This is a genomic window from Marinobacter salinus (assembly GCF_001854125.1).
Lineage (GTDB): Bacteria > Pseudomonadota > Gammaproteobacteria > Pseudomonadales > Oleiphilaceae > Marinobacter > Marinobacter salinus.
Genome location: NZ_CP017715.1, coordinates 2,410,290 through 2,434,607, shown reverse-complemented (window position 1 = coordinate 2,434,607; position 24,318 = coordinate 2,410,290). Strand labels below are relative to the sequence as shown.

The following is a 24,318-nucleotide window of genomic DNA, read 5'->3' as shown; positions in this document are numbered from 1 at the left end:
TCAAAATGTCTGATCTGATCGTTCGGTCCCTGGGGCAGCAGCCTTACCTGGAAACCTGGGAGGCGATGAAAAAATTCACCGCTGAGCGGGATGACAGCGTCACGGATGAGCTCTGGTGTCTTGAGCACCCTCGGATTTATACACAGGGTCAGGCTGGTAAGGCTGAGCACATACTTGCTCCCGGGGATATTCCGGTCATTCAGGTGGATCGTGGCGGTCAGGTCACCTATCACGGACCCGGGCAGATCGTCGTCTACCTGATGATTGATCTCAGTCGTCGGAGCCTTGGTATCCGGGCGCTCGTGAATCAGATTGAACAGGCCCTTGTCCGCACCCTTGCCCAACTGGATATTGAGGCTGCTTCCCGACCGGATGCTCCCGGGGTTTATGTTGGTGAATCCAAGATAGCCTCGCTCGGGTTGAGAGTCAGGCGGGGTTGCTCCTTCCACGGGCTTGCCCTTAACGTCGCGATGGATATGGAACCTTTTCGACGCATCAACCCATGCGGTTATGCCGGCATGACCATGTGCCAAGTTCGCGACTTTGTTCCGGACGTGACGATCGAGGCTATCGAGCAGCGACTCATGGACCAGCTTGTTTCCGGTCTTAAGTCCTCTGTGGTGGACTACCGCAGAGGTTGGTAGGACTCAGGGCGGCTTCGCCGGTATTGGCTTCCGGCAACAGTGTCGGTTGTTCCTCCCCGCCCCATCGGGCAAGAGTGTCCACTTTTCCCTACTATTCCCCCAAGGCGCGCGCATTGGCCCCGAGGCCGGAAAATTCGGGTCGAATCGGTAAGGTTAGGTCGTTACAGTATCCGTATAATAGGGAAAGCGGTTTATAGCGGTTAAATTCTCTGATCCCGACAGGTCACCCATGTCATCCAGACGCTCAGCAAATTCGGTCTCTCGCATCAAAACCGGCAGTTTCGAGCGCCGGTTGAGTCTAACCCGCGCAGGGCTATTCGCCGGCACGCGTATGGCCTCGCATATGGCGACCAACTGGTTTAACAGCAGAGAGAATCGGGACAAAAAACATCGCGCAATGTTGTCCAAACAAGCTCGCTTTCTCGTTGATGAGCTGGGCCAGCTGAAGGGCAGTGTGGTCAAGATTGGTCAGGTGATGGCGTTGTATGGAGAGCATTTTCTGCCGGAAGAGGTGACCGAGGCACTGCATACCCTTGAAGATCAGACAACGTCTCTTGAGTGGCCTGCCATCGAGCGGGTTCTGAAGGAGGACATGGGCAGCGATCGTCTGGCGGAGCTGGAGGTCGATCCGGAGCCGATCGGGGCTGCTTCCCTTGGTCAGGTGCATCGGGCTTTGCGTCGCAGTGACGGGCTTGAGCTGGTGCTGAAGGTCCAGTACCCGGGTGTGGCCGATGCCGTTGACAGCGACCTGAATGCCGTCGCCCATCTCCTCAAGATTGCCCGGCTGGTCAGCTTTGGTCCCGAATTTAACGACTGGCTGGAAGAAGTCCGGGAAATGATGCACCGGGAGGTGGACTACAGGCTGGAAGCACGCACCACTGAGAAATTCCGGGGCATGCTTGCGTCCGACCCTCGGTTCATCGTGCCGCGCGTCCTGAATGAATACTCAACGGCCCATGTGATTGCTTCAACGTACGAGCATGGCCATTCTGTCAGTTCCCTGGCAGTCAAAGATCTCCCGTTACAGCGTCGAAGTGCACTGGGTGAGGCCGCATTGGAGCTCTTCTTCCGGGAGCTGTTTGTCTGGGGCGAAATTCAGACCGACCCCAATTTCGGCAACTATCGAATTCGCATCGCCGGTGAAGAGGGTGATGACCCGGGCTATGACCGCATCGTGCTGCTGGATTTCGGAGCAGTGCAGTCTTATTCCGAGGATTTTCTGGCACCCGTCAAACAGATGATACAGGCGTCCTACGAGAATGATCTCGAGGCGGCGATCGTTGGTGGAGTGAAGCTGAACTTCATGAGCCGGGACTGGCCGAGGGAAGTCCTGGAAAAATTTGGTTCAGTTTGCATGTCGGTGCTCGAACCGCTGGCGAAGGATCAGAGTCATTGGCCTGACTATGCCGTAAACGGCCATGGCCAGTACCGGTGGAAGCAGAGCGATCTGCCCTCAAGGGTAGCCCGCCAGGCTGCGCGTTCTGCGATCAATCGTTATTTCCGGGTACCCCCGAAAGAGTTTGTGTTCCTGAACCGAAAGCTGATTGGCGTTTATACGTTTATTGCCGTTTTGCATGCCGAGTTCAACGGTGAGCCGCTGCTGCGTAAATACCTTTACGGTGATGGTGCGCCTGAGGCTTCAGCCACCAGCCAGAGAACGAAGGCGTAGCGCAATCCTTTGCCAATGCCAACCAGAATAACGAAGTTGAGCCAGGGGACCCGCATGATGCCTCCCACCAGGGTCAGTGCGTCACCACCTAAAGGCAGCCACCCCAGTAACAACGACCATTGCCCATAGCGATTAAACCGGTTCCGGGCCCGATGCAATTGCTGTTCGCTGACGGGAAACCACCGTTTATGTTTGAAGCGATCGACTTGCCGGCCAATAACCCCGTTAACAACGGATCCAAGCGTATTGCCGAGCGTCGCCCAGAACCACAGCCACCAAAGTGAAAGCCCCTGGGTCACCAGCGTGCCCAGAAGTATTTCAGAGTATGCCGGTAGCAGTGTTGCGGCGGCAAAAGCCGTCAGGAAGAGTGTCAGGTAAGCCAATCGGTTCTCCTTGCTTTCCAAAGGTGGTGCAGGGATCGGTACGCGCTATGGTGGTGATTCAAAGCGTCAATTTTCAATTTTTACCAGCCATGAGATGATTGGCTGATTTTCATTCTATACAAATCAAACGTTAGCGTCGGCGTTCAGGAGGCCGTTATGGAACAGGTTACTATCTATGGTCGCACAAGCTGTGGATTTTGTTTGCGAGCCAAAGGCCTCTGCGAAGCGAAAGGGCTGCCCTATAAATGGGTGGATATGATGTCAGAGGGCCTCAGCAAGGCGGATATCTCCGATCGAATCGGTCGGCCAGTACACACCGTTCCACAGATTCTGGTCGGCGACAGATACATCGGCGGCTGTGATGAGTTCTTTGCATTTGTTCGACATCAGGAAGCCGAAACCGCACGTTAATGAGCGGTTAAAGGCGACAAAAAAGCGCCCGGAGGTTTTGGCCTCCGGGCGCTTTTTTTACTGATTCAGCGAATTTAGAGCTGAAACGTGGTTTTCAGTTTCTTTTCGACCAGTTGATTCTTTAACTTCGCGACCCTCGGCAGGCCATTGTCAAAAGGCGGGAAGCTCTCGCCGGCAATCAGAGGCTCCAGGTAGTCCCTGCAGTCTCGGGTAATGCCAAAGCCGTCGTCGGTGATGTAGTGAATCGGCATTTTCTTTTCCTGGTTGGCGACGTCACTCAGGGGAGCTTCACCAATCTTCCAGCGATAGGGCTTGGCCTGCTCGCGAACGATCGTGGGCATCAGGGCCTGCTTTCCGGCCAGTGCCATTTCCACCGCGGATTTGCCCACAGCGTAGGCCTGCTCCACGTCGGTCGCAGAGGCAATGTGCCGGGCACTGCGCTGCAGGTAGTCGGCAACGGCCCAGTGGTATTTGTGACCTAATGCCTGCTTGACCATGTTTGCCAATGCCGGGGCAACACCACCGAGCTGGGTATGGCCAAACGCATCCTTGGCGCCGGCGTCTGCCAGGAATCGGCCATCTTCGTACTGGGCGCCTTCCGAGGCAACAACAACGCAGTAACCGTATTCCTTCACGCAGTGATCAACCCTTGCCAGGAAGGCTTCGCGATCAAACGGAATTTCCGGGAACAGAATGATGTGAGGTGGCTCGCCTTCTCCCTGGCCAGCCAAGCCGCCGGAGGCTGCGATCCAGCCGGCATGGCGGCCCATTACTTCCAGGATAAATACCTTGGTAGACGTCTCGCACATAGACTTGATATCGAGGCTTGCTTCCAGCGTCGAAGTGGCAATGTATTTGGCAACGGAGCCAAAACCAGGGCAGCAGTCAGTGAAAGGCAGGTCGTTGTCGACGGTCTTGGGAATACCGATGCAGGTAATGGGATAGCCCATTTTGTCCGCAATCTGGGAGACCTTGTAGGCAGTATCCTGAGAGTCTCCACCGCCATTGTAGAAAAAATAACCGATGTCGTGGGCGCGGAATACTTCGATCAGGCGTTCGTATTCACGACGGTTTTCGGAAATATTCTTAAGTTTGTGGCGACAGGAACCAAACGCGCCACCGGGCGTATGAATCAGCGCCTGGATGGCGTCGTCGCTTTCAAGGCTGGTATCAATCAGTTCTTCCTGAAGCGCACCAATAATACCGTTTCGACCTGCGTAGACCTTGCCAATCTGGTCCGGATGTTTGCGCGCGGTCTGAATGACCCCGCATGCGCTGGCATTAATGACGGCGGTAACCCCGCCAGACTGAGCGTAGAATGCGTTCTTGATGGCCATCTCGGGCTGGAGCCTCCTGCTGGTTCGACGATGGCGCAGATGATACGCCAAACGACGGGGATTTTCATGAGCACGATTGCGGATAGCGCGGCTCTTGACGGGCCCGGGCGGATACGGGAGGCTTGTCGGGTTTCAATGGGAGAGGGCAGTAGCGGAATGCATATTCATATCCTGGGAATCTGTGGCACCTTTATGGGAAGCCTGGCCGTACTGGCGCGGGAGCTTGGCCACACGGTCACCGGAGCCGATCAGGGCGTTTACCCGCCCATGAGTACTCAACTGGAAGCCCAGGGCATTCACCTGATGGAAGGGTACAGCGATAGTCACCTGGAACCTGAGCCCGATCTGGTTCTTATCGGCAATGCGATGTCCCGTGGCAATGTGGAGGTGGAAGCCGTCCTCAACCGAAACATCGATTACATGTCTGGCCCGGAATGGCTGGCTCGGGAAGTGCTCCGGCATCGCTGGGTCCTTGCGGTAGCGGGGACCCATGGCAAAACCACCACCACGTCGATGCTGTTATGGATTCTGGAGCAGGCCGGTTTTGAACCGGGGTATCTGGTAGGTGGTGTACCCCGGGACTTTCCGGTGTCAGCGAGGCTGGGCAACAGCGACTTTTTTGTGATTGAGGCTGACGAATATGACAGCGCCTTTTTCGACAAGCGCTCGAAGTTCATCCATTACCGGCCTCACACTCTGATTCTCAATAACCTGGAATTTGACCACGCTGATATCTTCGACAATGTGGAAGCCATTGAGCGCCAGTTTCATCACCTGGTCCGGACAGTGCCGTCCCAGGGGCTGATTATCCGGCCCACCGTGGATCCACACCTGGATAAAGCACTGGATATGGGGTGCTGGAGTGCAGTTCAGGACACGGCAATCGGAAGCGAAACACCCCGCACGTCGGACTGGCGGGCCGAGTTACTGTCTGAAGATGGCAGTCGGTTCATGGTTATCCATCATGAGCAGCCAGTGGCTATGCTGAAATGGTCCCAGACCGGTATGCATAACGTCCGTAATGCCCTGGCTGCCATCGCCGCGGCTCGCCATGTGGGCGTGACCCCGGATCATGCAGTGGCTGCGTTGTGCAGGTTCTCTGGTGTGAAGCGTCGCATGGAGCTGATTGCCGAGGTTGGCGGTGTCCGGGTATACGATGATTTTGCCCATCACCCCACGGCCATTGCGACAACCCTTGAGGGCCTCCGTGCTCAGGTGGGGGATGAGCCGATTGTGGCGTTGATCGAGCCTCGCTCCAACACCATGAAGCAGGGTGTGCATCAGCAGACGCTGCTACCCAGCGCCGCTGTCGCCGACCGTGTGCTGTGGGCCAACCTCAATGACATGGCATGGCTACCTGCGCTGGTCGCTGAATGGCAGTCAGGGCACGATGACACCGGGCACCATGGGGTCGAAAACTCGGTCGAGGCACTGATAAATCGTGTTTTGGACGATCTGCCAAGCCCCTGTCACATTGTCATCATGAGCAACGGTGGATTTGGTGGCATCCACGGTAAACTCGTTGCCGAGCTTGAGCGTATTCAGGGCTGAGTTTTCCGGTCATCACTTTTTCGATTCAGGGCAGACCCATGACAGAGCATACCCCGCAGGTGCGAACCATTAACCTGGCCTTCACCGGCGCCTCTGGCGCCCAGTATGGCCTACGTCTTTTGCAGTGCCTGGTAGCGGCGGGCTGCCGGGTGAACGTGATGATCAGTCGTGCCGCTCAGGTTGTGATCGCTACCGAAACCGACCTGAAACTACCGGGCACGCCACCGGCGATGCAGGAAACCCTGACCAACTGGGCGCAGGCTGAGCCGGGGCAGGTGTTGGTGTTTGGCCGGGAAGACTGGTTTGCACCGCCGGCCTCGGGCTCCGGCGAGCGAGCTCCGCTGGTGGTGTGTCCCTGCAGCACCGGCACGCTTTCGGCGCTAGCCACCGGAGCGAGTAACAATCTCATCGAGCGTGCCGGAGATGTGGCTCTGAAAGAGCGCCGGCCGCTGATTCTGGTGCCGCGGGAAGCGCCGTTCTCCGAGGTTCACCTGGAGAACATGCTGAAGCTGACCCGGATGGGGGCCGTTATCATGCCGGCCAGCCCCGGGTTTTACCACAGGCCGGCATCGGTGCAGGATCTGGTGGATTTCGTGGTTGCCCGTCTGCTGGATCATCTCGGAATTTCCCAGGACCTCATGCCGCGGTGGGGTGAGGCTCGCGCTGAACAAAAGCGCTCGGGCTGACGCCAGCGACACGCAGCGATGGTTTTGGTCAGCCCGATTGATGGTTTTCATCATTGAGCGAAACCGTCTCCCGTCCGAGACTTGGTGAACGACAATTACAATGCAGGTCATTCACCGAGGTTTACCATGATTCCACGTACTCTCTTCGACGCCGATCTCGAGGGCTTTCGCGATTCTGTCCGCAAGTTTCTGGAGCAGGAAGCGGCACCCCATCACGAACAATGGGAAAAGGACGGCCAGGTCAGTCGTGAGCTGTGGCTGAAGGCCGGTGAACTGGGCTTTCTATGCCCTTGTCTGCCGGAGGAGTATGGCGGTGTGGGGGCGGATTTTCGCTACAGCGCGGTGTTGATCGAGGAGGTGGCAAGGGCCGGTCTTACCGGGATTGGCTGGGGCCTGCACTCTGACATCGTTGCGCCTTATGTCCTGAATTACGGTTCCGATGAGATGAAAACTCAGTATCTGCCCAAGCTGGCGAGCGGCGAGATGATTGGCGCCATTGCCATGACTGAGCCGGGTGCGGGTTCGGATCTGCAAGGTGTTAAGGCGACAGCGGTCAAGCAGGGCGATCATTACCTCCTGAACGGATCCAAGACCTTCATCACCAACGGCCAGCTCGCAGATGTGGTTATTGTCGTGGCCAAAACCGACCCCAAAGAAGGTGCCAAGGGTATCAGCCTGTTCATGGTGGAAGCTGCGTGGGAAGGCTTCGAAAAAGGCCAGAACCTGAACAAGGTAGGCATGAAGGCCCAGGATACGTCCGAGCTGTTTTTCCAGGATGTGAAAGTTCCGGCAGAGAACCTGATTGGCCCCGGAGAAGGGCAGGGGTTCTTCCAGTTGATGCAGGAACTGGCTGCCGAGCGCTTACAGGTCGCGCTGGGTGCAGTGGCCGCTGCCGAAGCAGCCTGGCAGTGGACGCTGGATTATGTGAAAGAGCGGAATGCCTTTGGCAAGCCGGTGATCGCTTTCCAGAATACCCGCTTCAAAATGGCCGAAATGAAGGCTGAGATCACCTCGGCGCGAGTGTTCACCGATCGCTGCCTGGAACTTCATCTGGACAAGAAACTTGATATTCCGACCGCTGCGATGCTCAAGCAGCTCACCACCGACCTCCAGTGCAAGGTTATGGACGAATGCGTCCAGCTCCACGGTGGGTATGGCTACATGTGGGAATACCCCATTGCCCGGGCCTGGGCCGATTCGCGCGTACAGCGTATCTATGCCGGCACTAACGAAATCATGAAGGAAATTGTGGCCCGATCGTTCTGATGCGTTCAGCCCCGGGGTCGTATCAGGCCGACGGGGCTCATGCCTCGCTTTTGTTACCAAAGTTTACAAATTGCCAAACCTATCAAGGTCTCCGGCAACGACATCCCCTACAGTAGCGGCACAACCTCCAACAAGGATAAACGGTTGCCGCGATGAAACGCCTCCTTTGCCTGATTGCCCCTGTGTTTACGCTCGCTCTTGCCGGTTGTGGTGAGAAATCTGACCAGCTGTCCGAGGACGGCCGGGATTTCGACGGTGTGGAATACAGTGAGCCTGCACCCTATACCGGCAAAGTTATCGACGGGTATCTGAGCAACGCCCGGGTCTGGCTTGATATGGATGGTGACAGCCAGTTTACACCGGGTCCGTTGGTTGTTGAGCTCGACAACGGAGCAGAGGTGGCCTTGCCCTCCGGGGAGCCGACAACATTGAGTGGCTCCGGTGGCGAGTTCTCCCTGGACGTGTCGGAACTGGTGCTGGATCCGGAAATCGGGCCGGACCTGGACCCCAGGGATTATCCGCTGTATGCATTGGCATTACCGGGTAAAACCCTGGAAGAAACCCGCAGTGGCGATGTGGTTGTCGGCAGTGCGTTCATGATGTCAGCGCCTGCCGGTATCCGGAATATTACACCGCTAACGACCCTGGCTCGTTATCGGGCGCTGGCAGGACTGTTTCTGGATGATGGCAGCAACCTGTCCGCCAGTCTGGCTGGTCTCAATCTGGTGAGGGACTACATTCTGGCTCAGGAAGATCGCGCCCATGCCTATGCCAGGGCGCTCGCCCGGTTCATGGCAAGCCAGTTCCCGCGAGCATTCAATGAACTGCTTGAAAGTGAGGGGAGTGATGGCACTGAACGGTTCCTGAGTCGACAGGCAGCGTTTCTGCTTGGGATCTCTCTGGTCCAGAATGCAGACGATGTCATAGAGGTGGTGGATGCCGCGGCCCAGGGCAATTACGCCAACGTCGACGTCGACTCATTGGCCCTGCCGCAGGTAGCTATTGAGCTGAGCGATCCTGTATTGCTGACCAGTCAGCGTGTTTATGCCGAACCGGAGCGTTCGGACACCCTGCCGGCAAATCGCTCTGACCTGCTTGTTTCCGCCGAACTGGCGTTTGACTATAGCGAGGACGGGCGGCTTCTGTCGGTTTCCGCCAACGGGTGCCTTTCTCCATCCATGCCGGAGTTGTCACGCCTGATCGGGGTTGGCGGGTACATGGCGAAACTGCAGACCCAGTGGCTACCCTCCGCTGCGCTTTCACCCCAAAGCAGAATCAATTACGACGTGGCTGGCACCGACGAGCGGCTGGTGTTCGACTGGGACAATCAGCGCATCTACTTCGAAACTTCAACCACGTGCCACAATCATGAGCGTGTCTTTGCCGGTTCCACGGAGTTGGGGGGGAACCCGGAAATTACCTATAGCTGGACCCTGCAAGATGGGCGTTTAACCGAGTTGGTCGCTCAAATTCCGCAGCCTGATGGTTCAATGTTCATTCGTTCACTGGGGCTGGAGCCGGCGAACGCTATCTCTGGTTTTCCTGGCTATCGCCTGAGTGAGGACGGAACGGAGGTGGCAGCACTGGTTTTCACCGAACCGGTTTCAGACTGCGCGCTTGAGCCTGGTGCCGTGGGTATGGATCTGGTGGTCAGTGCCAGCCAAAGCTATGAGTTTTCCGGGTATGAGCCTCAGCCGGCCAACTTCGTTGGTCTTTCCCTTGAGCTTGATACCCGGGAGTTTGGCTACCCCGAGCCGGGTGATGCGTTTGCTGTGAATCGCTTGCTGAGGTTCGGTTTTCTGGATCCCGCGATGTCGGGGTTGCCCAATGTTGACGCCGACGCGGGTTTCGAGTGGGTGATGTACTATCCACCGGTGGGCGGCATCGGGTTCCAGGATGGGCAGCCCAATCTCGTCAAAGAGGCTTATCTCAAGAAATACAGTGGTGCGCGGAACTGCGGCCGGGAGTTTGAGGAAGTGCCGGCCGGCGCTTACGCGCGGGTGGAGTATGGCCACCAGAGGTTATCGGGGTATTTGTTGAGTTTGCTGGAATGACTGGGGATGCGGGCTCAGGAGCTTGTGGGGCTGCTCCATCGCCCGCTCAATGCTCAGCAAGAGAATGCATGCAGTCGGGGCAGTAAAGGGTCCCCAGGCGAAGGTGATATCGCACGGTTGTGCCGACATCTATCTCTTCGTTGCAGCTATCGCAGAGCGACCCGATTTCCAGTGTGACTTCTCCGTAGCCTGATACTGGAATTTCGATATCGCCTATTTTTCGGTTCCAGGGCTCATCCTTGACAATATCCCCTCGAAAACTGTTCTCCAGACTGCGCCATCGCTCTATCAGGTGTTCAGGTAGATGATGACGTTTCAGACAGTCCACCATCAACGACTCTCTGTAATCGAACAGGTCGTTGGATATGACCATCCAATGGTGTGCATTTCGTGGTCGGTCTCCGAAATAGACTTTTTCTCCGGTGAATTTTTGTTTCAGGAAGAGGTACTGCTTTTCTTGCGCGCGTTGCCGGGTTACACCGTGGAAAAAGGGAGAGAGTCTTTCGTCCGAAAAAGCTTTTGTATAGAAATCTTCCAGAATTTCAGATAGTACTCGACCATTGTCCAGCGCTTCCCACATTTCAGGGTCAGGCGATAAAAATGAGCTATTCTGAGTGCCACTGACGGGCAAATTTTTATTCAGGCGTTCTCTGTTTCTGGGAATAATCGAGAGGGAATCTGTCGGTTTGCATAGACAGGGAAGAAAAAAACCCTGGCTGATCTGCTCGCCACTGAGTCCTTTCTGAGAGTCAGGAGGAAGTGCCCCCTTTTTAACAATATGCATGCAGGCATGGCAGGATCCTTTGCGGCATGAAAAGGGAAACTTCACACCTTGCCGGAGCATAGCCTCAAGTATTGTCTCCTCCGGCCCACAATTATAATGGCTTCCCAGGTATTCAATTTTAAACATTGAAATTGCTCATGCTTCAGTATTCGTTACCGATGAGGTGGTCGATTTTTGTGGCAGATTTGCGTGCCTCAAGAAAGATCCGTCCGAGATTGACGGTTGGTTTTGCCGCCACGGCGAGAACCTTGTCTCCGCCGGCCCTTACCAAAAGCATAAGTCCCTGAGAGCCTTCTATTAGAAGTTGCTTCATCTGGCCCCGGGCGATCTCGTCCGCAGCCCTTTCAGCCAATGCGAGTAGAGACGCACACATTGCGGCAAACCGATCCTGGTCAGTATCTTTACTCAGTACGGCACCGATGATGTAGCCGTCGGTTGTCATTGTGGCTGAGGCTTCAATGTCATCTGAGGAAGCGTTTAACTCTCGCAGGATCGACCTTGCGGCACTTGCCTTCGGGTGATTTTGTCCGGAATTAGTCTCGGCGTTCATCCGTTATTCCTGTTTAATAGCACACTGTTGGAGTCGCCTGGCCGAGCGTAAACCCGGCCGGCAGATGAATTACAGTGCTGCTTCAACCTTTGGTAGAGCGGCGCGGGCTTTTGTAATAACCATGCCCAGGTTGGCTGTTTTTCGACAGACAAAGGTCACAACGTGGTCCTGGTTTTCTTTGGTTCGCATGAACACGTGAATGAGGTTTTCGCTGTTAACGATGATTTCCTGGAAGTAATGGAAGTCGTCAAGCGGCAAGCCTCTCGCTTTCTTGAACATATTTTCGATGCTGACGACATTGGGTCCCTGGAAAAGGTCGGCAGTGGCTGCCGCAAGCATTTCAAGAACTTCCTCAGGGTGTGAGTCCACGGTTTTAATGCCAAGAAGCATCCCGCTGGACAGGTCTACATAGCCACCGGCAAGGCACTCGGGAATGGTTGAGATTGCCTGCTGCATGGCGTTATCAAGGTCGGACATTTATTATTCTCCTCATCTTTGAGTTTTCACAGGACCCGTCAGGATGCCTGCGTGTTTTTTACCCGTTCAGTCAAAAACAGGGCAAATTTTTCCAGGAATTCTACTTGTACTTCGGATTGAACCCAGCGGGGCTCGATACGTCGGACGGTTTCCAGTGAGTCGAGTGCTGCCATACCCTCCCAAATCAGGCAGCAGGCAAGTATGGTTCCTGTGCGGCCGAGACCTGCCCGACAATGGACAGCGACAACGCCACCTTCATCACAGAGCCTCTGTATCATTTTGCAAAGGCCTGCAGCCTGAGTGATAGAAGGAGCTGCCATGTCGCGGAATGGTGACCAGGTATTTTCAATCCCGTACTCGGCCAGAGCTTCGGTGTCAGGCTTGGTCTCGGTAAGTGTGATCAAAGTCGTGACGCCAACACGTTTCAATGCTTTGAGGTCATACTCCAGATCCTGAACAATCCCGGGCCTGGGTGTTCCGGCCAGCTTTCCTTTCTTGAGCCAGAGAAAACCTCTCGGGCCGAAACTGTCGCTGATATAAGATCTTGCTTCCACCGGGAGTGGCGGGGGAGGGGGCGTTTCGGGAGCCAGGGTGTCCGGGTCCGCATCGGGCGCAGCAACTGCACAGGAACCGGTTCTCACAAAGCTTTTCCCAGCCTCACTGGCCGGATGCCTGAGAAAGTCCTCCGTTCTTGCGGCCTCATGAACGCTGCCACCTGCAATCAAAACCATGCGTCCGCCAAGAAGAGAAGCATGAGAGAGGTTGTGCAACGCTATGAGTATTGAGCGGCGCTGTCCCTCGGAAGCAATGTAATTCAACAGGCGCTCTGCTTCCTGATCATTCAGGCCGGTTGTTGGCTCATCCAGTAAGATCAGGCGAGCGCCGGTGGCCGCGAGCCGCATTGTGGCCAGGTGTCTTTGTTGCGCAAGATTCAAATGAATGACCGGCTCATCAATCCGTTCAATAAGCTCGTTCAGCCCCGCTGTCTCAAGAAGTCTCTGCGCCAGTTGACGCTGCTGTACCGGAGACAGAGATCTTCGCTCGGGAAGGTCCTGAACAATGTTTTCGAGGATGCTCGCCATGACCATTCTGGCGTTTTGTGCGGCGAGTACGGGCCGTTCCCCGTCGCCCAAGGAGGCGCCGATATAGCTTATATTGCCCCAGGTACGGAGATTGGGATTGGGGTCGTTAAAACCGGCCAGGGTACGAAGTAGTGTCGATTTTCCGGTCCCGCTGGGCCCGAGAAGGGTGGTGATTTCCCGGTCCGGAACCTCAAGGTCGATACTCGCAAGAACCGTTTTCTCGCCAAAAGCCACGCCAAATCCGCTAAGCGAAAGAACTGATGGATTTGAACTATTCTGTCCGGGAGAATTCACCGCTTTACTCCCGGGTCGAGCATGGCCAGCAGGGCTTGCAGCAAAACAGAAATGTCGTTTCGTTCGCGAGCATCGACTTCAAAAACCGGGGCTTTTATACCAAGTTCACTGAGCTTGGTATGGTAGGAATACAGGCCGGGCCGGGCGTTCATATCCATACGGGTTACCCCGATGACCATGGAGCTTTTTCTGATGAAAGGGCGGAAGGCATGAATGTAGAATTCCAGGTCGGCAAGTGGATCGTCCCGGTCATTGTCGAGTAATAAGACCAGCCCCAGCCCCCCAATTGTGATGATGTCCCACATAAAGCTGAAGCGCTCTTGTCCGGGGGTACCGTACAGGTGAATTTTCTGTCCGCCTCCAACGTTCAGAGTGCCGTAATCCATAGCAACAGTTGTGGTTTCCTTGCGCTTTGAAACATCGTCACTTGCTCTGCTTTCAGTGCTAACCACCTCGATATCACTGATGGTCTGTATTGCTGTCGTTTTGCCAGCACCTACAGGTCCGGCGAAGATGATTTTATGTTCCACAAAGAACTCCTAGCGCCCGGCGAGTTTACTGAGAAGTGACGACAGGAGACTCTGGCTGCGATGAGGCTCCAGTCGGGGTTCCTCTGGCTTCCGGTTGATGGCGCGAGCGAAACCGGCAGCGCGGGCTGCGCTATAAACCTGATACATTTCATCAGCCGGGACCTTTAATAACCGCGACGCAAAGAAGATGGATGTCGGGTGTTTGTAAAAGAGAGCAAGGATCCTGAATGTATCCGGTGTTAAAGGGAGGCGGGTCAAATTGGGCCAGTAATCAAGCTGAACTACATCGTTCCAGTGACATCCCTCCATCAGGCGGCCTTTTGAAACGTAAAATGCGGTTTGCCACATCAGCTCGTCTATGTTTCTTCCCACCCTGTTCCCATACGGGGCACTGTCTTCTTCGGAGAGAAGGTTCACACGAAATGCCCCTGGAGAGAGCTGGAGAAGTTCCGGCAAATCCGGACTGTCTGAAAAATATTCTCCCCGGCTGCTGAGAAGTACCAGGCCTCCATGAGTGTCTGTCGAGATGCGAATATTCTGCTTGTTCGCGGACGCTCGGCGGAAACTTGTAATCATAGAGTCATCGGGGCTGAAAAAGTCAGTAGTCCCGGTGTTCGTGTTGCTGGAAGATTCTGCTTTACTGGTCATGCGACTTCTCGGAGAAAAAATGTATTACCCGCAATTGATTATTTCCGGCGTATGCCACAAATCGTGGGCTTTTATAAATTTTGTTCTGATGAGCTAAGGGTCTGAGATCGACACGTGAGCCAAATAATGGAATATATATCGCTTATATATACATATAAAAGGTGTTTGTTAGGTAAAAATGAAACTTAATGTTGCAGGTCGGTATAGATGTTTTTTTGTGTAATTAAATGTGAGGAAGTGCATTTCAACTACCGAATGCAGGCTATGCGGAGACCGCTCTCTAGCGCAGGCATCCTCAAAACGTCTTTGAGTATACGCACAGGACATATTGCTAAATGTCCGTATATTGCAAAGATGGTTTTATGTATGTCGAAAAACGATGGTCTGGTTTTAAGGATAATGTTTGTGTGCGTGTTGCATGAAGGAAGGTATTTTTCTGAGATGCGATCCGATGGCTCCATCGTTATCGAATTAAAGAGGCCAGCTGGCTTTTTTTAGCCGGGTATGGGGTATGGTTTGTGTTGACTGATATTCCGGAAGGGTGATCTTGTTCGGGAGAGAAGCAACTCCTAGGGACAAGGGGTCGTATAGTTTGAGGTCGGAGGGTGGTATACGTTGAGAATCCCGTCGCTGTTTAGATCCTGTTGAGAGTGAGGTGGCGTCGGATCTGATTTTGGCACTGAACACTCAGCTAGGTAATATTGTTTAAAAAAGTGGATACACTATCGCCGTGGTTTTTCAACGCTATTCGAACAGGGGGTCATCCGCAGTGGTGCTTGCTTGATGCGCTGAGGGTATCGTGGCTCCGTGGAAGGTTTCAGCATAACAGCTGCGGGTGCCGGCGATAGTAATAGGTTTCTTGTTACAGGGATGAATGAACTCTGGAAGGCCATTCTTTAAGTATAAGAATGGTGCCGAGGAGAGGACTTGAACCTCCACGGGGTTGCCCCCACTAGCACCTGAAGCTAGCGTGTCTACCAATTTCACCACCTCGGCAGGTGATTTGCAGAATCTTAGTTTGTTGAAAACTATGTATTTCTGCCAACGGTAAGGTATGTGCCTTGACCGATGGCGCGTACTTTAATAATTCCCTGAAAGCCTGTCAAACATTTTTTAAAAAATACACTGGCAGGTATTTATGCCTATATATCGCTCCGTGTTAGGCAGCTGCGCCAACACAACGTTATACTGCAAGACAAACGAATTAATCTAGGTACCGTGTTGGTACTGAAGCAGAACAAGGATCCGAATGGTTTCCAGCAAAAAAGATGAAAGGGACCCGCACGCCGGTCGGGAAGCCCAGAAGTACGACAACCCCATACAAAGCCGTGAATTCATTATCGCTCACCTGAAGGAGCGAGGTGCGCCTGCGACCCACGAGACGCTTTGCGCCGAGCTTGGGCAGGATTCACCGGAAGGTATTGAGGCGCTGCGTCGCCGCTTGATTGCCATGTGCCGGGACGGTCAACTGATTTGTAACCGCCGGGGCGCTTACCTTCCTATTGAAGAAGCGGACCTGGTAACCGGGCGTGTGATTGGTCACAAGGACGGTTTTGGCTTTCTGGTGCCGGATGACGGCGGGTCCGATCTCTTTCTGACCGCTCGCCAGATGCGCCAGGTATTCCATGGTGACCGCGTCGCTGCCCGGGTTGACCGTGTCGACGATCGTGGGCGCCGTGAAGGTGTGATTGTCGAAGTACTTGAATACCGGACCAGCCAGACAGTCGGTCGCTTTTTCCAGGAGAGTGGCATCAGCTTCGTTGTCCCGGAGAACGCCAGGATCAACCATGAGATCCTGATTCCTCAGGAGAATTGCGGCGAAGCCCGTCATGGGCAATATGTTGTGGTGGACATCGTCCGCCAGCCAAGCGTTCGCACCCAGCCTCTGGGGAAAATTGTCGAGGTTCTGGGCGAGCACATGGCGCCGGGTATGGAAATCGACGTCGCGATTCGCTCCTACGACATTCCTCACAGCTGGCCACCGGCGGTGGGGGAGCAGGTTGCAGAAATCCCGGAACAGGTCACTGAAAAAGACAAGGAAAACCGGGTTGATATCCGTAATCTCCGGCTGGTTACGATTGACGATGAAACCGCCCGCGACTTTGACGATGCGGTTTATTGTGAGCCGAGGCCCCGCGGGGGCTATCGTTTGCTGGTTGCGATCGCGGATGTGTCCCATTATGTTCGTCCGGGTACGCCGCTCGACGAAGAGGCGGTGAACCGGAGTACATCAGTGTACTTCCCGGACCACGTGGTTCCGATGTTGCCGGAAAAGCTTTCAAACGGCCTCTGTTCGCTGAACCCCGGCGTTGACCGCTTGTGCATGGTGGCCGACTTGACCATCAGTGCGGCGGGTAATATCAGCGGCTACAGCTTCTATCAGGCGGTTATGTACAGCCACGCACGGCTAACCTATAACAAGGTGAGCGACATGCTGGAGCACCCGGATTCGGAATCGGGTTATCGTCTGTCCGAGCAATACGCCCATGTGCTCCCACAGCTGCACAATCTTTATGGCCTTTATCAGCTGCTGCGAAAGGCGCGGACCGAGCGTGGTGCGATCGACTTCGAGACCACGGAAACGAAAATTGTTTTCGATGCTGACCGAAAGATCGAAGAGATCGTTCCGGTAACCCGGAACGAAGCCCACAAGATTATCGAAGAGTGTATGTTGTGCGCGAACGTGGCCACTGCCAGGTTCCTCAAGAAGCACAAGTTGCCGGCACTTTACCGGGTGCATGATGGCCCGTCCGAAGAGCGCCTGAATGCCGTCAGGTTGTTTTTGGGAGAGCTGGGGTTGCAGTTGGGTGGTGGCGACAGCCCCACGTCGGCCGACTATCAGGCGTTGCTGTCTGAGATCGCCGATCGCTCCGATGCCAATGTTATCCAGACGGTCATGCTGCGCTCGCTCAGTCAGGCGGTGTATAGCCCGGAGGAGGGTGGTCACTTCGGTCTCGGGTTTGCCGGTTATGCGCATTTCACCTCACCGATCCGTCGCTATCCTGATCTGATCGCCCACCGGGCGGTCAAGTCCGTGATTCACGGCGAACAGGCATCGAAGGATGTTGTGACTCCGCCGAAGACCGACTCCAATCTGGCGGAATACCCTTACGACCTGCCGCGGATGGAGCGTTTGGGCGAGCATACATCCATGGCTGAGCGAAGGGCGGATGACGCAACCCGTGACGTCATGGCCTGGCTCAAGTGTGAATACCTGCGTGATCACGTCGGGGAAGACTACGACGGTGTGATTGCCGCGGTTGTTCCCTTTGGTTTCTTTGTTGAGCTGTCCGGTGTTTACATTGAGGGGCTGGTCCATGTCTCCACCCTGAGTGGGGACTACTTCCACCATGACGCCGCCAAGCACCGCCTGATTGGCGAGCACACAGCCATGAGCTTCCGGTTGGGGGATGAGGTTCGGGTCAAGGTCGTCCGGGTCGGCATGGAGGATCGCAAGATCGATCTGGAACTGATCAGTGAGCCTGTGCATCGTCAGGCTGACCGCGACGCGCTGGCAGTGCCTAAAAAAGCCGACGACCGGGGGAAAGGTAAGCGCGGAAGCAACAAAGGTAAGCCTGGAACACGGGAGAAGTCCGATCGTAAACGGAGCGCGCCGGCCGGCGCCAAGCGGCCCCGGAAAAAGCCCGACTCGGCCGCGCCGGCAAAGTCCGGCAAGCCGGCCAGCGATGCTAATGAGCCGCTTTCCGCCAGAGACGAACTGGTCGCCCAGGCTGCGAAACTTGCCCTTAAAAAGGACAAGAAGCCCGGTAAGGACGCCGGAGCCGGCAAGAACCGAAAATCCCGCAAGTAACAGGAAGCTGAATCAGTGTCCGGAGAATTTGTATTTGGCTGGCACGCGGTTGAGGCGGTTCTCAAGCGTGAGCCGGAAAGGTTGCAGCAGGTCTGGATTCAGACCGGTCGGCAGGATAAGCGGGTAAAGTCCATCACGGGTGCCCTTGATAACCTGGGTGTTCGCTGGAAGGTAGTTCATCGCAAGGAGCTCGACGAACGGGTTGCCGGGGTGCATCAAGGTATCGTGGCGGCGGTCAGCGAAAGCCGGGGGTGGAGTGAGGATGATTTGCTGGCGCAGCTCGCCAGCAGTGACAAGCCGCCATTCCTGCTGGTGCTTGATGGCGTGACCGATCCTCACAATCTCGGGGCCTGTATGCGCACAGCCGATGCTGTGGGTGTTCAGGCTGTTATCGTTCCGAAAGACAAGTCTGCCTCTTTGACCCCGGTAGCTCGCAAGGTGGCGTGTGGTGCGGCGGAAACGGTACCGTTTGTGCAGGTGACAAACCTTGCCCGCTTTCTTCGTACTCTACAGGACCAGGGAGTGTGGTTGATCGGAACGGCCGGTGAGGCCAGCGCAACGCTTTACCAGGCGGATTTCAAGGGGGGCGTTGCTCTCGTGATGGGGGCTGAAGGCAAGGGTATGCGTCGCCTGACCCGTGAACATTGCGATCAGCTCATCAACATTCCCATGCTGGGGCATGTCGACAGCCTCAATGTGTCTGTGGCTACGGGTGTTTGCCTATACGAGGCTCTACGTCAACGCCTTGGTTAACCCTTGCACAGAATGCCTCAGCCGCCTAGAATACGTCACCCCTTTTTGAAGGGATGGTTTTGTATTGCCTGAACAATGGCCGTGCAACACCTCGCTTTTGATCAAGCCTTTTCTTGCAAAGCCTTATTGATAAAGCAAAAAAGAAACCGGCAGTTTCGGCTGTCACCTCCTTGCTTTCACGTTTGGTGGTATGGGGCGTTCGCCCTGTCATCAAAAGAAAGCTGTATAAACCGTAGGGAGAACTCATGCGTCACTACGAAGTCGTATTTATGGTACACCCGGATCAGAGCGAGCAGGTGCCCGCGATGATCGAGCGTTATACCAGCGTCATCACTGAAGATGGCGGTCAGGTACATCGCCTGGAAGATTGGGGCCGTCGTCACCTGGCTTACCCGATTAACAAGATTCACAAGGCTCACTACGTGCTGATGAACATTGAATGTTCACAGGCCGCGATGGACGAGCTGACTCACAACTTCCGGTTCAATGATGCCATCATTCGTGACCTGATTTTGCGTCGCGATGAAGCTGTTACCGATCTGTCTCCGATGAAAGCCGCCGAGTCCCGTGAGGACCGTCGTTCTGGTGGAGATGACCGTCCGCGCCGTTCAGCTGAATCTGATGACCGTCCAAACGACCGTCAGAAAGCTGAAACTCAGGACGAAGAAGAGTAATTAACCGGAGTTGAGGAGTTAAGTTATGGCTCGTTTTTTCAGACGTCGTAAGTTCTGCCGCTTCACGGCAGAAGGTGTTAAAGAGATCGATTACAAGGATCTTGACACCTTGAAAGGCTACATCACTGAAACCGGCAAAATCGTGCCCAGCCGCATCACCGGCACCAAAGCACGTTATCAGCGTCAGCTGGCTACCGCTATCAAGCGCGCCCGCTACCTGGCACTGCTGCCGTACTCGGACAGCCACGATAACTAAGTAACAGATAAACAGGACTTGGGACCATGCGTGCACTTGCACAGTATGTAATGCGCGGTCCCCTTCAGGCCGGCGGAGTCGCAGCAGTAACAACTGCTGTACCTTTGCTGTTCTGGATTGGCGCAGCCGTTGTCGGCCTGGTTATTCTCAGGCTCGGCATCCGTCAGGGGCTCAATATTGGCCTCTGGGCATTACTTCCGGCAATTGGCTGGAGTTGGTACGGGCCTGACCCGACCGCTCTTGCCGTATTGCTTCAGGTAATGCTCATGGCGTCTGTGCTCAGAGTGACGCTGTCCTGGGAAAGGGCCCTTCTCGGAGGGAGCTTTCTGGCGATTGTCACGGGACTGATGTTGCCGGTGGCGTATCCCGGACTGCTGGACGATCTGGTCCAGGCCGGGGTCAGCTTTTACGAACAGTACAATGCCGACGTGGCCCGGAGCCTCGGGGAAGATCTCGAGCGGGTCATCAGGGAAACCATGAATGCCAGTATGGCGGGGACCTACCTGGCTACTGGTATTGGCATGACAATGCTGGCGAGGGCGTGGCAGTCGGGGCTCTATAACCCCGGCGGATTCCGCAAGGAATTTCACGCACTGAGGCTGTCACCCGCCATTGCGGTGGTGTGTGCGGTCACCATGGTGATCGGTCCGGTACTTGGGCTGAACTCCATGTTGCTGGCATGGGTGGCGGGTACACCGCTGCTCCTTGCGGGCCTGGCCCTGGTTCATGGCATTGTGGGTCGCAGAAAGCTGAACGGGCAGTGGCTGGTGCTGTTCTACATTGCACTGGTACTGTTGGGGCCAAGTCTGATGATTCTGTTAGTGTTTCTGGCTTTTGTGGATAGCTGGCTGGATATCCGGAGGCGAATTAAACCTGCCGGGCCGGCTGAATAAAGCACGAAGAGGTTAACGAGATGGAAGTTATTCTGCTCGAAAAAGTTGCAAACCTTGGCTCCCTGGGCGACAAGGTAAAAGTTAAGGCCGGTTACGGTCGTAATTTCCTGCTTCCTTACGGCAAGGCTGTACCTGCCACGGTTGCAAACCTGAAGGCGTTCGAAGAGCGCCGCGCAGAGCTGGAGAAGGCCGCTGCCGAGAAACTGGCTACTGCCCAGTCTCGTGCCGAGGCTCTGGAAGGCGCTTCTTTCACCATCAGCTCCAAAGCTGGTGAGGAAGGCAAGCTGTTCGGTTCTATCGGTGTTCGTGATATTGCTGATGCGATCACAGCTGGTGGCACTGAAGTCGAGAAGAGCGAAGTTCGTCTGCCTGAAGGTCCGCTACGCGTGACTGGCGAGTACGACATTGAACTGCAGCTGCACTCCGACGTGGAAGTGACAATCAAGCTGGCGGTTGTTGCAGAGTAATCTGTTGCGACGTTTTGCCGAGCCGGGGTTACCCGGCCAGGCTTGATTGAACGGGCCCGAGCCGGCGACGGTTTCGGGCCCGTTGCTTTCTGGTGTTCTTGTTACGCACCGAGCCTCTCCCAATCCTGAAGCGTTCCCCGTAAACTGTGTGGTCCGTGGTATCCAGCTGAAGACGTAGTTATGGCCAAGCCCAATCTGAAACCTGCGAGTTCCGACCTCGAAACCAGTCGCATCAAAGTGCCGCCCCATTCCGTGGAAGCGGAGCAGGCGGTGCTGGGTGGTCTTATGCTGGACAACCGCAGGTTCGATGAGATTTCCGAAGTCATTTCCGCAGTCGATTTTTATCGGCAGGACCACAGGCTGATTTTTGGTGCTGCTGAACGTCTTGCCAGCGAAAGTGAACCGCTGGACGTGGTCACATTGGCTGAATTCCTGGAGCGGGCAGGTGATATTGAGGATGCCGGTGGTTTGTCCTATCTGGCGGAGCTGGCGGAAAAAACTCCCGGTGCTGCGAATATCAAGGCATACGCAAACATCGTTCGTGAGCGTTCCATCTTGCGACAGCTGGTGGAAGTGTCTGGCAAGATTTCTGATTCAGCCTTTAATCCCCTTGGGCGCAACAGTAATGAGATTCTCGACGAAGCCGAGCGCAACGTCTTCCAGATTGCCGAATCCCGCGTAAAAGAAGGCTCCGGGCCCCAGGCCATCAATCCGATTCTGACCAAGACCCTGAGCCGTATCGAAGAGCTGTTTGAGTCCGGGGAGCAGACCACCGGTCTGACCACTGGTTTCAGGGATCTGGATGAGAGAACGTCCGGTATGCAGCCTTCCGATTTGATCATTGTGGCGGGTCGCCCTTCCATGGGTAAGACGACCTTTGCCATGAACATTGTCGAGAACGCCCTGATCAGTACCGGTACACCGGTACTGGTATTCAGTATGGAGATGCCCGCAGATGCGCTGGCCATGCGTATGTTGTCTTCTCTGGGTCGTATCGACCAGACCAAGGTCCGGGGTGGTAAGCTCGAGGAAGACGACTGGCCGCGCCTGACCTCTGCAGTCAGCCTGCTCAAGGATAAACCGCTGTATATCGATGACACGCCGGGTCTAAGCCCGACCGAGTTGCGTTCGCGGGCGCGCCGGATCGCCCGGGAAAACGGCGGCAAGATCGGTCTGATTATGGTCGATTATCTCCAGCTGATGCGGGTGCCCGGTAATACCGAGGGCCGGACTGCGGAAATTTCCGAGATCTCCCGGTCCCTGAAAGGCATTGCCAAGGAGCTGAGCTGCCCGGTGGTCGCTTTGTCGCAGTTGAACCGGAGCCTTGAGCAGCGACCCAACAAACGCCCGGTTAACTCGGACCTGCGAGAATCCGGCGCGATTGAGCAGGATGCTGACGTGATCATGTTCGTCTACCGGGACGAGGTCTATAACGAAGACACTCCGGACAAAGGCATCGCTGAAATTATTATCGGTAAGCAGCGTAATGGCCCTATCGGGACGATACGTCTGGCGTTCATTGGCAAATACACCAAGTTTGAAGATCTGGCGCATGGGGATTATGGCGACTATGGCGGGGACTACTGATGCCTCGCAGTACCGTTGCCCGTATTGATCTGGATGCCTTGCGCCATAACTACCGTCTGGCCTGCAATCGCGCAGGTTCTGCCCATGCCATGGCGGTGGTGAAAGCCGACGGTTATGGTCATGGCATTACCCAGGTCGCCCTTGCTCTGGCGGAGGAAGTGCCCAGATATGCGGTAGCTTGTCTGGAAGAGGCTCTGGCGATTCGGGAGGCCGGGTTACGGCAGCCAGTGGTGATGTTGCAAGGCGTGCATGCTGAAGAAGACCTCGATGTGTGCAGGCAGCACGGTTTTGAACCCGTTCTTCACGGGCATCACCAACTGGGCTGGCTTAATCCGACGGGTGGCCACCCGGATTTCTGGCTCAAGGTTAACAGCGGGATGAATCGGCTCGGATTCCTTCCGGATGAGCTGATCGATGTGATGGCCGCCCTGAAAGCCAAAGGGGCTCGCTCGGGTTTGCAGGGTTTTATGACCCACTTCGCCTGTGCGGATGATGTGGATAGCCCCATGACTGCCCGGCAGACACTGTGTTTCGAGCAGGCCACGGCACCCTGGCCGGAACTTCTGAGAAGTGTTGGCAATTCCGCTGCGCATTTCATTCCCGGGCAGCCCCTTTTCGACTGGAGTCGTCCGGGTGTCATGCTTTATGGCGGGTCGCCACTGTTGGACAAGACTGGTCCGCAGCTTGGACTGAAGCCGGTTATGTCACTGGAGGCGCCGCTTATCACGACGCGGACGGTGCACGCTGGTGAATCAGTAGGTTACGGTGCCAACTGGGTGGCGGATCGGGATACTCGTATGGGGATGGTGGCCATCGGCTATGGTGATGGTTATCCACGCCATGCTGGTACGAATACGCCGGCGGCCGTGAAGGGCCAGCGAATCCGTTTGATTGGCCGGGTCTCAATGGACATGCTGGCGGTGGATCTGAGTAATGCACCTGATGCAAAGGAAGGCGACCCGGTCGAACTCTGGGGCCGGGAAGTGGGCGTAGACGAAGTGGCAACCTGTGCAGGGACAATTTCCTACGAACTGCTGACCGGCATTACCGCCCGGGTGCCGAGGGAATACCGTTAGCAGCATGAACCAGAGCCTGGTCAGTTGGTTTCCGGCTCGTGGATGATTTCTTCAATGAAATCGAGGATGGCAGCCAGGCTGCGATCGTCCAGTTTCTTCAGGACCTTGTGAACGACCATCTTGCTGCCTTTGAGCATACTGCCGATGCCCACTCTGGCCATGCCCATCATCATGCTGCTGGCGTCCAGCCGGCGCAGGGGCTCAAGGAAAAAGAAGTCGAGGCCCTCATCGGTCATATCCACGATAAGGCTGAAGAGCTTTTCGACTGCCTCCTTGTCGGCTTTGCCGCGGTCGCGGAGCTCGCCCACTGTGTAGAGTGCGCGGGTACGCAGTTCGTCCGGAATCGGCGCTACTATATGGCTATGTTGTTTCAACATGTCGGTTCCTGTTGTTGTATGCTCTTGAAAGCGATAGTAAAGAGATAGGGGAGCTGGC

24 protein-coding genes and 1 tRNA gene are annotated in these 24,318 nt (G+C 55.5%); 15 read left to right on the top strand and 10 right to left on the bottom strand.

Annotated features, from left to right (window positions below; genetic code table 11):
• Positions 1-5: 5 nt before the first annotated feature.
• Both lipB and BKP64_RS11290 read left to right on the top strand, forming a co-directional pair.
• The gene (lipB, locus tag BKP64_RS11295; protein WP_070969952.1) at positions 6-644 is read left to right on the top strand and encodes a lipoyl(octanoyl) transferase LipB; all 639 of its coding nucleotides are present in this window, start codon (positions 6-8) and stop codon (positions 642-644) included.
• Between the two features lie 229 nt (positions 645-873).
• On the top strand, positions 874-2,313 hold the full coding sequence (locus BKP64_RS11290; protein ID WP_070969949.1) for an ABC1 kinase family protein: 1,440 nt from the start codon (positions 874-876) through the stop codon (positions 2,311-2,313).
• Here BKP64_RS11290 and BKP64_RS11285 read toward each other — a convergent pair.
• Positions 2,259-2,696 (bottom strand): YqaA family protein, encoded by a 438-nt coding sequence (locus BKP64_RS11285; protein ID WP_070969946.1) that lies wholly within the window; start codon positions 2,694-2,696, stop codon positions 2,259-2,261. The two genes, BKP64_RS11290 and BKP64_RS11285, sit on opposite strands and share 55 nt — an antisense overlap.
• A gap of 156 nt (positions 2,697-2,852) precedes the next feature.
• On the opposite strand from BKP64_RS11285, the gene BKP64_RS11280 reads away from it, so the two are divergent.
• Positions 2,853-3,107: a GrxA family glutaredoxin gene (locus BKP64_RS11280; RefSeq protein WP_070969943.1), complete on the top strand. Its 255-nt coding sequence runs from the start codon at positions 2,853-2,855 to the stop codon at positions 3,105-3,107.
• 74 nt (positions 3,108-3,181) lie between these two features.
• Here BKP64_RS11280 and BKP64_RS11275 read toward each other — a convergent pair whose 3' ends face one another.
• Positions 3,182-4,444, bottom strand: a complete 1,263-nt coding sequence (locus BKP64_RS11275; RefSeq protein ID WP_070969940.1) for a 6-phosphofructokinase — start codon at positions 4,442-4,444, stop codon at positions 3,182-3,184.
• Positions 4,445-4,600: 156 nt separating this feature from the next.
• On the opposite strand from BKP64_RS11275, the gene mpl reads away from it, so the two are divergent.
• The 4 genes from mpl to BKP64_RS11255 all read left to right on the top strand — a co-directional run bounded on the left by mpl (position 4,601) and on the right by BKP64_RS11255 (position 10,001).
• Positions 4,601-5,995, top strand: coding sequence for a UDP-N-acetylmuramate:L-alanyl-gamma-D-glutamyl-meso-diaminopimelate ligase (mpl, locus tag BKP64_RS11270; RefSeq protein WP_070969936.1), 1,395 nt, complete (start codon positions 4,601-4,603; stop codon positions 5,993-5,995).
• Positions 5,996-6,033: 38 nt separating this feature from the next.
• The gene (locus BKP64_RS11265) at positions 6,034-6,681 is read left to right on the top strand and encodes a flavin prenyltransferase UbiX (RefSeq protein WP_070969933.1); all 648 of its coding nucleotides are present in this window, start codon (positions 6,034-6,036) and stop codon (positions 6,679-6,681) included.
• Positions 6,682-6,807: 126 nt separating this feature from the next.
• On the top strand, positions 6,808-7,947 hold the full coding sequence (locus BKP64_RS11260) for an acyl-CoA dehydrogenase family protein (protein ID WP_070969930.1): 1,140 nt from the start codon (positions 6,808-6,810) through the stop codon (positions 7,945-7,947).
• Between the two features lie 152 nt (positions 7,948-8,099).
• Complete coding sequence (locus tag BKP64_RS11255) at positions 8,100-10,001, top strand: hypothetical protein (RefSeq protein ID WP_070969927.1); 1,902 nt, start codon at positions 8,100-8,102, stop codon at positions 9,999-10,001.
• 46 nt (positions 10,002-10,047) lie between these two features.
• On the opposite strand, the gene BKP64_RS11250 is transcribed toward BKP64_RS11255, so the two are convergent.
• The 7 genes from BKP64_RS11250 to BKP64_RS11220 all read right to left on the bottom strand — a co-directional run bounded on the left by BKP64_RS11250 (position 10,048) and on the right by BKP64_RS11220 (position 15,362).
• Positions 10,048-10,911 carry a 2Fe-2S iron-sulfur cluster-binding protein gene (locus BKP64_RS11250; RefSeq protein ID WP_070969924.1) on the bottom strand — a complete coding sequence of 288 codons (864 nt, stop codon included), beginning with the start codon at positions 10,909-10,911 and terminating at the stop codon, positions 10,048-10,050.
• 16 nt (positions 10,912-10,927) lie between these two features.
• Positions 10,928-11,335 (bottom strand): roadblock/LC7 domain-containing protein, encoded by a 408-nt coding sequence (locus BKP64_RS11245; protein WP_070969922.1) that lies wholly within the window; start codon positions 11,333-11,335, stop codon positions 10,928-10,930.
• A 69-nt stretch (positions 11,336-11,404) separates the two neighbouring features.
• Positions 11,405-11,812, bottom strand: coding sequence for a hypothetical protein (locus BKP64_RS11240; RefSeq protein WP_070969919.1), 408 nt, complete (start codon positions 11,810-11,812; stop codon positions 11,405-11,407).
• 38 nt (positions 11,813-11,850) lie between these two features.
• Positions 11,851-13,128: a phosphatase domain-containing putative toxin gene (locus BKP64_RS11235; RefSeq protein WP_198402611.1), complete on the bottom strand. Its 1,278-nt coding sequence runs from the start codon at positions 13,126-13,128 to the stop codon at positions 11,851-11,853.
• A 56-nt stretch (positions 13,129-13,184) separates the two neighbouring features.
• Positions 13,185-13,718, bottom strand: a complete 534-nt coding sequence (locus BKP64_RS11230; protein WP_070969913.1) for a GTP-binding protein — start codon at positions 13,716-13,718, stop codon at positions 13,185-13,187.
• A gap of 9 nt (positions 13,719-13,727) precedes the next feature.
• Entirely contained in the window at positions 13,728-14,294 is a 567-nt protein-coding gene (locus BKP64_RS11225; protein WP_157755428.1) for a hypothetical protein, read from the bottom strand.
• A 981-nt stretch (positions 14,295-15,275) separates the two neighbouring features.
• A tRNA-Leu gene (locus BKP64_RS11220) sits at positions 15,276-15,362 on the bottom strand.
• A 253-nt stretch (positions 15,363-15,615) separates the two neighbouring features.
• Between BKP64_RS11220 and rnr the strand changes: the two genes are divergently transcribed.
• The 8 genes from rnr to alr all read left to right on the top strand — a co-directional run bounded on the left by rnr (position 15,616) and on the right by alr (position 23,883).
• The gene (gene rnr, locus BKP64_RS11215) at positions 15,616-18,177 is read left to right on the top strand and encodes a ribonuclease R (protein WP_070969907.1); all 2,562 of its coding nucleotides are present in this window, start codon (positions 15,616-15,618) and stop codon (positions 18,175-18,177) included.
• Between the two features lie 15 nt (positions 18,178-18,192).
• The gene (rlmB, locus tag BKP64_RS11210; RefSeq protein WP_070969904.1) at positions 18,193-18,930 is read left to right on the top strand and encodes a 23S rRNA (guanosine(2251)-2'-O)-methyltransferase RlmB; all 738 of its coding nucleotides are present in this window, start codon (positions 18,193-18,195) and stop codon (positions 18,928-18,930) included.
• A 245-nt stretch (positions 18,931-19,175) separates the two neighbouring features.
• Positions 19,176-19,604 (top strand): 30S ribosomal protein S6, encoded by a 429-nt coding sequence (gene rpsF / locus BKP64_RS11205; protein ID WP_070969901.1) that lies wholly within the window; start codon positions 19,176-19,178, stop codon positions 19,602-19,604.
• Between the two features lie 25 nt (positions 19,605-19,629).
• Positions 19,630-19,860, top strand: coding sequence for a 30S ribosomal protein S18 (gene rpsR, locus BKP64_RS11200; protein ID WP_007154918.1), 231 nt, complete (start codon positions 19,630-19,632; stop codon positions 19,858-19,860).
• Between the two features lie 26 nt (positions 19,861-19,886).
• Positions 19,887-20,753: a YybS family protein gene (locus BKP64_RS11195; protein ID WP_070969898.1), complete on the top strand. Its 867-nt coding sequence runs from the start codon at positions 19,887-19,889 to the stop codon at positions 20,751-20,753.
• Positions 20,754-20,773: 20 nt separating this feature from the next.
• Complete coding sequence (rplI, locus tag BKP64_RS11190) at positions 20,774-21,220, top strand: 50S ribosomal protein L9 (protein ID WP_070969895.1); 447 nt, start codon at positions 20,774-20,776, stop codon at positions 21,218-21,220.
• Positions 21,221-21,400: 180 nt separating this feature from the next.
• Positions 21,401-22,807, top strand: coding sequence for a replicative DNA helicase (gene dnaB / locus BKP64_RS11185; RefSeq protein WP_070969892.1), 1,407 nt, complete (start codon positions 21,401-21,403; stop codon positions 22,805-22,807).
• Positions 22,807-23,883: an alanine racemase gene (gene alr, locus BKP64_RS11180; RefSeq protein WP_070969889.1), complete on the top strand. Its 1,077-nt coding sequence runs from the start codon at positions 22,807-22,809 to the stop codon at positions 23,881-23,883. Before dnaB ends, alr begins: the two co-directional genes overlap by 1 nt.
• A gap of 20 nt (positions 23,884-23,903) precedes the next feature.
• Here the strand turns inward: alr and BKP64_RS11175 are convergent, their stop codons facing one another.
• Positions 23,904-24,260 (bottom strand): hypothetical protein, encoded by a 357-nt coding sequence (locus BKP64_RS11175; RefSeq protein ID WP_070969886.1) that lies wholly within the window; start codon positions 24,258-24,260, stop codon positions 23,904-23,906.
• Positions 24,261-24,318: the final 58 nt, after the last annotated feature.